General features: G+C 40.8%; 6 protein-coding genes. 2 read left to right on the plus strand and 4 right to left on the minus strand.

The window, feature by feature from the left end; translation table 11 throughout:
* Positions 1 to 16: 16 nt before the first annotated feature.
* The 4 genes from Q0590_RS25655 to Q0590_RS25670 form a co-directional block, all read right to left on the minus strand.
* Positions 17 to 700: a hypothetical protein gene (locus Q0590_RS25655; RefSeq protein ID WP_302040490.1), complete on the minus strand. Its 684-nt coding sequence runs from the start codon at positions 698 to 700 to the stop codon at positions 17 to 19.
* A gap of 442 nt (positions 701 to 1,142) precedes the next feature.
* The gene (locus Q0590_RS25660; protein ID WP_302040491.1) at positions 1,143 to 3,350 is read right to left on the minus strand and encodes a xanthine dehydrogenase family protein molybdopterin-binding subunit; all 2,208 of its coding nucleotides are present in this window, start codon (positions 3,348 to 3,350) and stop codon (positions 1,143 to 1,145) included.
* A gap of 3 nt (positions 3,351 to 3,353) precedes the next feature.
* Positions 3,354 to 3,818, minus strand: coding sequence for a (2Fe-2S)-binding protein (locus Q0590_RS25665; protein WP_302040492.1), 465 nt, complete (start codon positions 3,816 to 3,818; stop codon positions 3,354 to 3,356).
* Between the two features lie 153 nt (positions 3,819 to 3,971).
* Positions 3,972 to 4,805, minus strand: coding sequence for an AraC family transcriptional regulator (locus Q0590_RS25670; RefSeq protein WP_302040493.1), 834 nt, complete (start codon positions 4,803 to 4,805; stop codon positions 3,972 to 3,974).
* A 568-nt stretch (positions 4,806 to 5,373) separates the two neighbouring features.
* Between Q0590_RS25670 and Q0590_RS25675 the strand changes: the two genes are divergently transcribed.
* Positions 5,374 to 6,945: an IS1182 family transposase gene (locus tag Q0590_RS25675; protein ID WP_302040494.1), complete on the plus strand. Its 1,572-nt coding sequence runs from the start codon at positions 5,374 to 5,376 to the stop codon at positions 6,943 to 6,945.
* A 2,226-nt stretch (positions 6,946 to 9,171) separates the two neighbouring features.
* On the plus strand, positions 9,172 to 12,939 hold the full coding sequence (locus tag Q0590_RS25680) for a sigma 54-interacting transcriptional regulator (protein WP_302040495.1): 3,768 nt from the start codon (positions 9,172 to 9,174) through the stop codon (positions 12,937 to 12,939).
* Positions 12,940 to 12,943 lie beyond the last annotated feature (4 nt).

A 12,943-nucleotide genomic window follows, 5' to 3' on the forward strand; every position in this document is an offset into this window, starting at 1 on the left:
CGCTACATCTAATGGTTTATTTATTTGGCAATTTTTCCAAATATTCGATATCCTCCTTCTCCAGCCCATCTTTATCAGTAATGTTCCAGATTATTTCCTGAATCTCGCGCGTAATTTCCCCGTAACTAAAAGCTGTGGGCTCAGAACCATCAAAAGCAGAATAAGCCAGTTTTTTCTTTTCAACTAATTTTAAAAAGTTTCTAATCTGGGGCGCGTTAGAGATATTGCCAAATTTGTAAACCATCTCAGGATCAGAAAATTCTTTACTTTTATTGATACAGTATGCAAGTAACTTAATGTTACATCCACCACTACCAGAAGGTGTTGGTGGAACTTTAACAACAATTTTTTCAATAATGATTCCTCCTTGGTAGAGGTGAGCAGTAGACACTAATACATCACCTATTGGCCAGATGATCGTACCAGCCGGAATCGTTAAAAGCTTTTCTTCATCTTCGGTATTTCGAAACTTTACGTTCAGTACCATCCACTCACCTGTGCCATCAAAAATGCATGAATTGGCTTCAGGTTCGGCAAGACTCGAACCCCTGATTTCTTCAATCTGAAACCATGGGGGCACAACAAACGGAGGACCTTCGGGCTCACCGGGCTGCTTCCCCATGCCTTTGATTTTGCCGGAAAGCTCAGCCATTTTTTCTCCTTCATCCTCGTTTGAACAGGATGAAAAGATGACAATCATAAAAAGTAGCATGAAAGACTTGTTTAGCATAACCTTACAATATTTGTTTTATAAATTGATGAACAGTTGGAGGATACAATGATTAGGAATGGAGATAATCTGTCTTTCTTCACAAAGCTTCCCTATGGCATTCGAGTGCCTTTACAAGATCAAAAGCGGGCGTTTTAGTGACCGTCAATAACTTTTGGGTATACTATCCACCTCTTAATTTTGAGTGCTTACCTTTTCCTGTTAACTGCCTTATTATTCTATTGCTAATCCTATGGAAAATACTTGGTCGTTTATTGACAAATGGGAAATTGACAGATTAAAACTCCGCCCTTTACCTGCAAGAATTGCCCGGCTGATATTTCCCTTACATGTCGCACGGTGGTTTCCTATACTCTTAGCCGGTGTTTTTTTTAGCTCAATTTAAGTATAGGTCCTTGCCTTTTTATGATTTCTACAGGTTTCCCTCCCTATGAATAGGTAGCTTTCGTATCCGTTTGCCGGTTGCCTGGAAATAGGCATTTACTATGGCTGGCACCGCTGCCGGTGGCGAGAGTTCACCCACACCGTAAGGCCCTTCATCAGACTCTACAAAATATACTTCTATCTGTGGACACTCGGCATGACGCATAATTTTGTTCTGATGAAAATTCGTTTGCAACACTCTTCCTTTCTTTATTTCCACACCTCCATAGAGTAGTGCCGACACGCCCCAGAGTATACCGCCTTCTATCTGGCTCTTTACCAGATCAGGGTTGATTAATTTGCCACAATCTACGGCACAGATGATTCTTTCTATGGCTAAGTTTCCTTTGGTTACGATTACTTCTGCCACTATAGCACAGTAACTATTGCCATGCATGTAGGGATAAACAGATAACCCTCTGCCTTTCCCCTTCTGCTTCTGCGCCCTCCAGTCGGTTTTGCTTACAGCCAGGTCCATTACCTGCCGCAGCCGTTTGGTACTTATCTTGTAAGAATGGCCAATATCGGTTTCCTTATCTTCCTCCAGCAATTCTTTTCTGAACTCATAGGGGTCTTTTTTGAGATTATACGCCACTTCATCCAGGAAACACTCCTGCCCGAAAGCCCAGCCATTGGCCAGTACGGCCCGCCATGCGCAAGACTGCAACAGGCTTTCTGCTTCTATGTGTTTAAAATCAAACCGGATATTAGGAATACTATACCCGATCCAGGGAAGCTCAGGCCGGTATGGAAAAGTAGCTCCCCAGGTATAGGTTCTCATTTCTTTGATATACCAGGCAGCTACTTGCTTTGCATCGTTTATCCCAGCCTGGTAACGGGTAAAGGAATAGGGATGCACCATATTCTGGCCAAAATCCTGCTCGCGGGTGTACATCAGCTTTACAGGAACACCACCCGCTTCTTTAGATAAATAGATGGCCTCTATGGCTACGTCCGGGTAGTATCTTCTGCCAAAACCACCGCCCGAGGGAAGCAGGTGTATGGTAATATTTTCTCTGGGAATGCCTAACAGCTTATTTACCTCCCCGGCAATGTAATTGGGGCTCTGGGTCCCCAGCCATATCTCGCAGGCATTGTTTGTATAGCAGGCTGTACAGTTAAGCGTTTCCATAGGTGCATGCAACTGGTAGGGGTAAACATACTCGGCACTGATTATGTAATTAATGTCTGCTACATTGGCAAAGGCATCAGGATTACCGATATAGCCTGTCGGCTGACTTTCCTGTAAGCTTTCCTGATGCATGTGTGCTTCCAGGTCTTCTATGGATTGTTTGGCGTTCTGGCCCTCCTCCCATTCTACTATCAGTTGATCGGCTCCTTTTTTTGCGGCCCAGAAGGAATTAGCCAGTACAGCTACACCTTCGCGTATGTGGTAAGGCATGCCCCCACTTATGCCGCCAATTTTTGCCGTAGACAGCACTTTTTTCACGCCTCTTACAGCCATGGTTTTGGAAGCATCATACTTTTTTAGTTTTCCCCTAAACACCGGACACCTAACGATTAAGGCATACAGCATTCCCGGCACTTCTACATCCATTCCATACTGGTAAGTGCCCTTTACTACATCCGGAATAATCTTGTTCATTAATGGATTGCCAACAATGCGGTAAAGGGCACTGGCTTTAGGGGCTAAGTTTTCCGGTGCTTTGTATCTGCTTGCTTTATGAGCAATCTCTCCGTAGGTTAGCCGGGCGCCATCTTTCTTATTAATCAATTCTCCCTTATCGGTATTTATCTCTTTAAAATCAACCTGCCAGTGCTGGGCAGCGGTTTGCATGAGCATGTTTCGGGTAGCAGCTCCCATTTGCTGCAGAATAGGCCACATATCTTTTATGGTGGTACTTCCTCCGGTGCCATGGCCACCTTTGGATTGGTAGGTTTGCAGGTCGGCATCGGCAAACTCCAGGTTTACTTTCTGCCAGTCCACATCTAGTTCTTCGGCAAGGATCATGGCCAGGCCGGTGGCTACGCCCTGGCCCATTTCGTGCTTGGTAACCCGGAAATACACCTCGTTCTGGGGATTAATCTTCAAAAAAGCATTTACCGGAACACCCTTTGGCACATCATCTGCTAATGGTTTTGCCCCCTTAGTAGCACTAGCCGAAAAACCGTTAAAATGCAACAACAAACCTCCACCCACCAGAGCAGAAGCTTTCATAAAATTTCTTCTCTTCATGGCTTAATTGGACTTGGATTCAGCAGATTGCGCAGCCTGCAATACGGCCTTGCGGATTCTTAAATACGTGCCGCAGCGGCACAGATTGCCATTCATGGCTTCCTTTACCTCTTCTTCCGATGGGCTTGGGTTCGTTTTTAATAAAGCGGCTGCCGTCATGATCTGGCCGGCCTGGCAGAAGCCACACTGGGGTACATTGCAGGATTGCCAGGATTGCTGCAGGGGATGTTTGCCATCAGTACTCAACCCTTCAATGGTGGTTATTTCTTTCTGCCCGACAGCAGACAAAGGAATTGTGCAGGAACGTACTGCCTTCCCATTCATGTGAACCGTACAGGCTCCGCATTGCCCCAACCCACAACCGTATTTAGTGCCTTTTAATTTTACATAATCCCGTATTGCCCAGAGCAGCGGCATTTGCGGATCTGCTTCTATATGGTATGCTTTGCCATTTACTGATATAATCATTGGTAATTAAAGTGAGGAAATACATGTTAACAGCCGGATTTGTTCCAGTGACCTCACAAAGGAAAGCAGAAGCGAAAAGAGTGTATTGTAAATTTTCGGCAGAGGGAGACTTTTCATGCTGAAAGAGCAAAAATTGAAATATTTTTGGAGGGCTTATAGGGTTGCCTTTTCCAGCCCTTTTCTCAATATGGCATCTGACATGGCCCCTCCCCCTAGCTGGTAGGCAGTTGGGGTGTTGCCCATAAAATATTTAAATTCTTTAATATAATGGCTCTGGTCATAATAGCCCCAGTCCAGAAAGTAAGCTTTGTCTTTTGCTTGATTATTACGGAAGGCTTTATATACATTTTTGAAACGGATGACTCTGGCAAACTCTTTTGGGGTAAGGCCCACGGTTGTCTTAAACCTGCGTTCCAGGGTACGGTAATCAATGCCCAAGGTGTTCTTCAGCTCATCCATGCGGGCCAATCCGTTGCGGGCAGTAATATATTGTATGGAATATCCGGTAATAGCATCAGTTGCTAGAGGGCTTTTTAATTTGTGATGAAAATAGGCATCTAACCATTGCTTTTGCTCATGCTCCGTTGCGGCAGCAAACAACTTATCGGCCAGGTGGGTGAAACTAGCATCAGAGAGGTCAGTTGTATGAATCAAACGGTTTGAGAGATGAGTGGCAGGAAGATTAAGCAGACAGTGCATAGCCTGAGGCTTTATTTTTATACCTATTTGATACAGATATGAAGGAAGCTTTACACTAACTGATGCATCCCGCTGGCCTACAATATGTGTGTCTTTGATTATAGATGCGCTCTGATAGTTGGTAGATTTCCAGCTATAAGCCGTACCTAGATTAAGAATGATTTCAGCATATCCATCGGGAATAATAATCTCCTCGCCAGATGTAGGGGTAGCATCCGTTTTTAATATCCAGTAGCAGCCAATATAGGAACGTAAATCCGGATGGGGTGTCAATACTTTATAATACATGGCCAATGAAAGCAAAGAAAGCCGAAACTAGAAAGAATTTGCTCAAGAATGAATACTTTCGGGATGAATGGTTGTCCTACTATCCTTGACAGGTAAAACCTATAAACTAAAAATAAATAGATAGTATCTCCTAACAAGAGCTGTTTATTTTCTAAACTACCCATAATGGGCCATCAAAAAAGATAGTATACCCTCCTGATGGAAAGGTTCAATTTAACTGCCTTTTGGGTAACTACAGGTATTGGCTTTTGTACCCTTTACTCAATGCTACCAAATAAAAGGTACTTTGATTTTGGGTACAAGTTTACGCTACTTACTTTATTGCTATTATTCACAAAAAGGTACTTAACAGGGCATGTATCCTAATTGGGACGTTTGTTTGCACCTATAACTGGTCACGCTAAACGACGGTGTGCCCTCATGCTTGAGTTTCAGCGTTGGCGGGCCACTGGTCGTTTTATACTTGATGTGCTTGTTGCACAACTCTCTAATAATACAAAAAAGTAGGCAATAGTAAATCAAGGACAGGCAAAACAGTAGTATCTTAGTGAGACAAATTTGCTTATACATGCAAGGCCGGAAACGATTCTTAGAAAAGACTCGCCTGAGCTTTAAGCTATCCGAGCGAGTTCCCCCTCACAACTTCTACCGAAAGCTTAAAGATCTACTTGATCTGGATTTTCTATATGGTCTAACGGCTGCTTACTATGGCAAGTGTGGACAGAAAAGTATAGATCCTGTGGTCTTCTTCAAGTTTATGCTGGTAGCGCATTTGGAAAATATTTCTTCTGACCGGAAACTGTTGGAGCACTGTTCCATGCGATTGGATATTCTCTACTTCCTAGGCTATGATTTGGACGAACCTCTTCCTTACCACAGTACTTTATCCCGCACTAGGCAGCTATTAGGTAAAGAAGTCTTCGAACAACTCTTTGATAAGGTATTTGCTCTTTGTGTAGAAAAAGGAATGGTGGGTGGAAGAAAGCAATGTATTGATTCTGCTTTTGTCAAAGCCAATACTTCTCTAGATAGCTTGCTTGTCAAGCAAGAAATGGCAGATCATCCATCTATAGCCTTGCAAACTCCTTATCGGAAAAGCAAAGCAGACAGAAGCCGACTAGAACAGCGAGCTTTGGAAGCAAACCAATACAAATTAGTTGAGTTGAACGCTCGCCATACTAACTGGCGGGAAAAACAAAAGAGAAGGCCTGGAGCTATAGAGCGATCTCGCTACTTAAGTAATCTTACCCACTATTCACCCACAGACCCGGATGCAAAAATAGCCGTAAAAGTGGGCAAACCTCGACAGCTTTGTTATTTAGCTAGTCTGTGTGTAGATGCAGCTAAGGGTGTTATTACACATATACAGGCAGATTTAGCTGATAAAAAAGATAGCCGTTACTTACAAGATATCGTCAAGCAAACCAAAGCTCGTCTGCAAACACAAAGCCTTAACATGCATTACGTCATAGCTGACACTGGCTATAGTTCTGGAGAAAATTATGCTTTTCTAGAGCGGCAAGATCTTATCGGTTATATTCCTGTACATGGTCTGTTTCAAATGGAAAGAGAAGGATTCAGCTATAATCAAGGGCATGACTGTTACATTTGTCCACAAGGCAAGCTTTTACCTCTCAGCCGTATTTATGCAGATAGAGAAGGATATTGGAAAAAATCCTATAGAGCTTCCCGTAAGGATTGTAAAGTGTGCCCTCTTAAGCAAACTTGTTTAGGAAAATCCAGAGAGAAAAAATTTGATATAACCTATTATCAAGCTCACTATCAACGCGCTTACTTTAGACAGCTTTCTTCTAAAGGTCAATATATGAAAAAGCTCAGGCAGAGCAAGGTTGAACCGGTTCTTGGAACCCTACTTAATTTTTTAGGTATGAGAAAAGTGAATACTCGCGGCCAAAAGGGTGCCCATAAATGTATGCTGATGGCCGCCATTGCTTTCAACCTTAAAAAATATATCCGCTTCACAGCCAGATACACCATGAATATTGCTAAGGCCGCCATTTCTCCCCTACAGCCCTTTATTTTTTTACTAAATAGGCTTTGTCTAAGTTTACTATCTATCCAAGATGGGAGCGAATTAAGCGGACTAGCAGCCTTAAACTCCAAAACATTAAATTACTGAGCCTGAGTTGTGCAACAGTTACCGGTGTTAGTTGCCTGTTGTTTTCCTTCTTGTTCCAGCCCTGGCCTTTCGGTGAGTAAGCCCTGTGTGTGAGCCTACCGGTGCGCAGGGCTTGTTGTCGATTCAATCTCCCATTGACGCAGCAAGCCCCAAAAAGCAGGAAAAGTAAAGTCTTTGGCTCCTTCTTCCTTTCAATCCCCTGCCAAAGACGGCCGGAGAAAAAAACAGCGGCCACCAAGCCAGGCTACACAATAAATACCAATCTTTATTCGTTTTAGAGCCAATCTGCTTTCCTTGAAAGCTTAGTCAGCCTGAGTTTGCCTTCAGCTTGCAAAAGCCGTTTTGCGCTTCGGCCTACTCATCTGACCGACTACGCTGCGCTAGTCGTTTGGCTCTAAATCAATAAAAGCCTTTTCCCTTTTTTCTCCGGTTAATGGCAATTAACGGATCAACTGCAACTGTATACCGTTGGCTTGTGGTAAGGTAATGCGTTGGTATGCCACGGTTATCATTTGCAGGGTGTTAGCTGCTGTTCTTCATTTTTCCTTTTGAATCAAACTGATATTGCTTCAATTGTATCGGTTTAATAATTTTTACCTCTCCTCCTTCGTCATCAGCCTACAGAGTTAGGTTATCGTTAGCCAAGTAACTTCGGTCTTTGTCAAAAATTACACAGTGGTAAGGGTAAGTTGAATCCTCTTCTTGGTATGGTACAATGGTTCGGCAAGCTAATCGAATAGAAAGTTGCTTTGCAATGTATTGCTCCCGTTCTCCTACATCTTCCTTTGGAAACCCGTACAGGTCAAGCTTTATTGGAAATTCGCTTTTGTTATGCAGTAACGTAAATAAAACAGCTTCTCCAAGCACTGTCTTGTCCTTCTCCATCTCCCAATAGTAGAAATTCAGGCTCGGAAACAACTCTGTTAAGACTTGATTCAATCTATCTTGAGTAATCTCACAACCTATGCCAAGATTCTCCATTGTCTTTCTCTTAGTAGCAACTAATGAACATGACTATACGGCGGCGAGGCTCGAAGCATCAGCCTTTAGCATTGGTGGCCCGCTGACCGGAATAGTTAGTGTGCTGGTTGCACAACACTACTAATACTAAAAAGTTGCTAATGGTAAATACACAAGAGATTAAAAGGATAGGAACTTCAGATAAATAAGTTGTGTCGATAATGCTTTTGAAGAAGAAATGACCGTTTTTAAAAGTTAATAGCCAAACGGGCAAAAACACCCCTTTTCGATTAAAAAAAACATCCTCCAAAAAGCTCAGTTTATTGGATACAGCAAAATTTAGAAAACAGAAAACCGCCAAATTTGCGAAATTAAGCGGTTTTGAGAGTGATTCCGTTTGGATTCGAACCAAAGACCTACTGCTTAGAAGGCAGTCGACAGTACACTGTCAGTCAATGAGTTATATACCACAGGTCTGAAATAGGTCCGAAAAAATAATTTTTAAAACACTCTTTTTATTCCGTTTCGCTAGGAAAATAATTCACTTATGCTAAGCTCAGGATGCATTTTGCACAAGTAGTGCCTGTTGAAAATTAGCTCCCTCTCCCCTGCTGATTTTTGCTTTCACTTGTCCAATTCTATCTGACTACGTACACCAGGCGAAAGAAGCGTTTTGCACGAGCAATGCCCCTTGAAAGTTATTCCCTTCCCTTCTATTTTTTTCCATTAATTAAAAGTAGCAAGTTCCAATGTACCAGAAAGGTTTAGCTCTAAATCCTACTTGTGAATGAGTGACTGCCTTTTATGTAACTCAACCATTTTTTATGAATATGCACTCTCTACAAAACAAACAATATTGGCAGGTGTTACACAAAGTGTTTAAAAATCAAAGTTTATTTAGCTCATCTATAATTGGTATATCTTTATTATAAATTCCCCTTAGGTTAATCAAATGCTTTAAATGGCTCAGAAAGTGAAGTGTAATTTTATAACTTGTCTGAAAAGAAAAAGCTTAACACTTTTATAGTGCAACTGTAGAAGATATATCATGGGCCTGACACAGTTACCAAGTTTGGAGGAAATATTGTAAATCTATCTACCTTCTGTTTGGATGCATAAAGCTGATATAATTTGTACCCCTTAGTTGCTAGAGACATATCGATTTCCGAATAATTTTACAATCAGCAGTTTAATCACTGTATTCAGAAAATAATTAGTGATATTTCGCTTAATTATTGATACTACCATTTAATTTTCTTATAAAATATGGCTACTAAGAGTCAGCCTAAATCAAAAAATGCCTTTGAGAAAAAAGAAAAGGAGCAGGATACTTTATTACTGCTAAGTGCTGAAATCGCACAGGTAAGGCATAAAAATGATTTGTTAGGTATAGTACAGAACAAATTAAAAGAGTTTTTTACGTTTGATGATATTGTTATTGTTCTTTTCCATGAGACGAAAATGACCTTCACCATTTTATTATCAGTAGTTGGTGAGGGAAGAGGCAAGCATAAATTATTTGATGAAATTCTTACGATTGAATACCCTGTAGAAGATGGTATACATGATGCTGCTTTAAAGTCGGAACATGCTGTTGTTCTGCATATTGATGAACTGATGAAAAATCCGGATAAGCATCTTGGAATTCAATTTATTTATGATACTGGTATTAAAGAAATCGCCGCAATAAAATTACGCTACAAGAATAATGTGATCGGTTTTCTGACATTGCTTTCAGAGCAAATGAAAGCATTTGAAAAGGCTAATCTAAATTTTCTCCAACCTGTATCTAATCTTTTATCCATTGCCGTAGCGAATATCTTAGCCAACGAGGCAATTGAGCAGCGGGAAAAAGAAAAAGAAATATTATTTTCTATGGGCCAGGCTTTGGCAAATGTACGTGGAAGAGAAGATTTGCTGGAGACGATTAATACAAAATTTAGAGAGTTATTTTATTTTAGTCATGCAGGCGCTGGGTTAATTAACGAAGACAAACAAACATATAGTGCTTTTTTAAGTGACCCTGCATCAATCATTATCACCCATGATGAATATGACAATCTAGTAACAGACCGGCATCTAATAGCTGACGGCATTTTTGATGTAGTTCTTCTTAGAGAACAGCCACTAGTAGTAAATATAGATCAAGTCGTTGCATCAGGCAATGCACCGCTTTATATAAAAATCACTCACACTGCAGGATTTAAGGAAGCTGCTTTTATAAGACTCCGCCATAGAGAAGAAAATATGGGTATGATGGTGTTTTATGCTGATAAAACACATTGCTTTAGTCCCTATACATTGCGTATTATTCAAAGTTTGTCCAACCAAGTATCAACGGCTATAGCCAATATCCTAGCAAATGAAGCGATACAAAAAAGGGAATTGGAAAGAGAAATTTTGCTAGAGCTCAGTGATCAAATGGTGAGTGTGAGGGATAAAAAGGATTTATTAGTAGGTGTAATTAGTAGTAAGCTCAAAAAGCTGCTTTACTTCACTCACTGCGCTATTTGTGTCATAAATAAGAACAGTAATACCTTTGACGTGTTTTTGCTAGATACAGGCTCGGCAAGCAAAAATCATCCTAAGTATCAGGATTTGGTAGCTAAGCCACAACCGGTACAGGATGGCGTGTTTAATATAATCCTTCAATCAAAGTACCCATTAGTTTATGACCTAGATACACTAATAGAAGGAAAGAATGCACCGTTTTATGTGCAGATCAATCATGAGAGTGGAATCAGAGAAATGGCTACTGTTCCCCTATATGAAAAGCAGATAGCTATAGGCATATTGTTCGTGTTTTCCAACCGAAAAAAGAGTTTTACTCCTAAAGCGTTGGATTTAATACAAGGTATATCACTGCAACTTTCTACAGCGGTAGCCAATATTATTGCTAACGAAGAAATCAAACGGCGAGAAGAAGAAAAGTCGATACTATTATCTCTTAGTAATGATATGTCGCTTGTGCGCAATAAAGAAGATCTTGCAAGGATCATCAATCAAAAATTAAAGAAGCTGTTCTTTATAAAAGATTTTACCATTGTAGCCATTCATGGGCATGAAATGACCTACGGCCCTTACTTATTTGATCAGGAAGATACACCTTACAAAAAAAAATATGACTATCTGCATACATTGTATACAAATTTTGAATTTGAAAAAGGACTCTACGATGTAGTCCTCAAGTCTGACAGACCTGTGGTTTTTGATATAGAAGAAATGGTATCCAGAAAGGATGTGCCCGGACATGCCATTTTTTTTCATTCCATTGGCATTGATTTTATAATTGGTGCGGCCCTACGTATTGGTAATGAAAATTTCGGGGTTCTCTGGATACAGCCAGAAACAGTAAGCAGTTTTAACACAGTTAATACTACTGTTTTTACAGGAGTCTGCTCACAAATATCTATTGCTCTGGCAAACATCATCGCCAATGAAGCCTTGGAAAAAAGAGACCGGGAAAAAGCAACCTTGCTTTCTCTAAGCAATGCCCTTGCTTCCATCCGGGGCAGAGAAGATTTATTGAATGTAATTAAGTATGAGTTAAAGAAATTGTTTAATTACAATGATGCATCCATAATTATTCTGGATGAGTCAAAAACTACCTATCGTGCATTTGTGCTTGATATGGAAGAACGCAGAACGAGTCATGTCGATTGTGCGCCTAATGCAGAAGGTGTTTACCCGGTTGCAGATGGTGTGATGGATGCCATTTTGAAGGCAGAAATACCCATAGTACTAGATTATGAAACTGTAATAACTCACCCAGCCGCCCCATCGTGGGCAGTGTTTCTTTACCAGACAGGTATCCGAGAAATGGTAAGCGTTGTATTGCGGGATAGTAACGAAGTTCTGGGCGCTTTTTTCTTGCATTCAGAATCAAAGCAATACTTTCAACCCTATCAGCTAAGTCTTATTCAAGGCATCTCCTATCAACTGTCTACTGCATTAGCAAATGTCTTAGCCAACGAGAAAATAGCTAACCAGCTTCAACAAATTAACCATTACAAGAGCCAGCTGGAAGAAGAGAATCTCTATTTACAGGCAGAAATTGGAACAGCTTATAATTATGGCGAGATCATTGGCACAAGTGATGCAATGCAGAAAGTATTTCATTTGCTGTCACAGGTAGCCTTCACCAATAGTACTGTATTGATCCTGGGAGAAACCGGCACTGGAAAAGAACTAATTGCCAGAGCTATCCACAATACCTCTCCGCGCAAAGATAAGTTGATGGTGAAAGTGAACTGTGCAGCATTACCAGCAAATCTGATCGAGTCAGAACTTTTTGGCCATGAACGTGGAAGCTTCACTGGTGCGACAGAACGCCGTATAGGTAAGTTTGAGCTGGCTAATCATGGCACTTTGTTCTTAGACGAAATAGGTGAAATGCCCTTGGATCTGCAGGTAAAACTATTAAGAGCCTTACAGGAAAAAGAAATCGAACGTATTGGTGGTAAATCTACCATTAAAGTGAATGTACGCATTATTGCTGCAACCAACCGTAATTTGCAAAAAGAAGTGCAGGAAGGCAGATTCAGAAGTGATCTCTTCTATCGCCTCAATGTGTTCCCTATCACAATGCCTCCTTTACGGGACCACAAAGAAGATATTCCTTTGCTAGCTTCTTATTTTATAGACAGATTCGCAAGAAATGCAGGAAGGAAAATTACTAACATCTCTCATATGGTTTTGCAGCAGCTAACAACCTATGAGTGGCCTGGAAATGTGAGAGAACTCGAGCACCTGATAGAAAGAAGTATTTTATTAGCTAAAGGCAGTACTATTAAGGAGATACACCTGCCATTCAAGGAAAATAAAGTACATATGCTACCTTCGGAAGATGTATATTTAAAAACCTTAGAGGAAAACGAACGGGACCATATACTGGCAGTATTGAGGAATTGTCATGGAAAGGTATTTGGACCAGGTGGGGCTGCCGAAATATTAAATATTCATGTATCTACCCTCAATTCCAGAATAAAAAAATTGGGCATAAAAAAAGAACATATATTCATGCAAAAAAAATGACTAT

This window comes from Rhodocytophaga aerolata (assembly GCF_030503435.1).
GTDB lineage: Bacteria > Bacteroidota > Bacteroidia > Cytophagales > 172606-1 > Rhodocytophaga > Rhodocytophaga aerolata.

Excerpts from the sequence above, each read along its gene's own strand:
- Q0590_RS25670 (WP_302040493.1), bottom strand. The coding sequence starts at position 4,805 with ATGTATTATAAAGTATTGACACCCCATCCGGATTTACGTTCCTATATT.
- Q0590_RS25680 (WP_302040495.1), top strand. The coding sequence starts at position 9,172 with ATGGCTACTAAGAGTCAGCCTAAATCAAAAAATGCCTTTGAGAAAAAA.
- Q0590_RS25665 (WP_302040492.1), bottom strand. The coding sequence starts at position 3,818 with ATGATTATATCAGTAAATGGCAAAGCATACCATATAGAAGCAGATCCG.
- Q0590_RS25675 (WP_302040494.1), top strand. The coding sequence starts at position 5,374 with ATGCAAGGCCGGAAACGATTCTTAGAAAAGACTCGCCTGAGCTTTAAG.
- Q0590_RS25660 (WP_302040491.1), bottom strand. The coding sequence starts at position 3,350 with ATGAAGAGAAGAAATTTTATGAAAGCTTCTGCTCTGGTGGGTGGAGGT.
- Q0590_RS25655 (WP_302040490.1), bottom strand. The coding sequence starts at position 700 with ATGATTGTCATCTTTTCATCCTGTTCAAACGAGGATGAAGGAGAAAAA.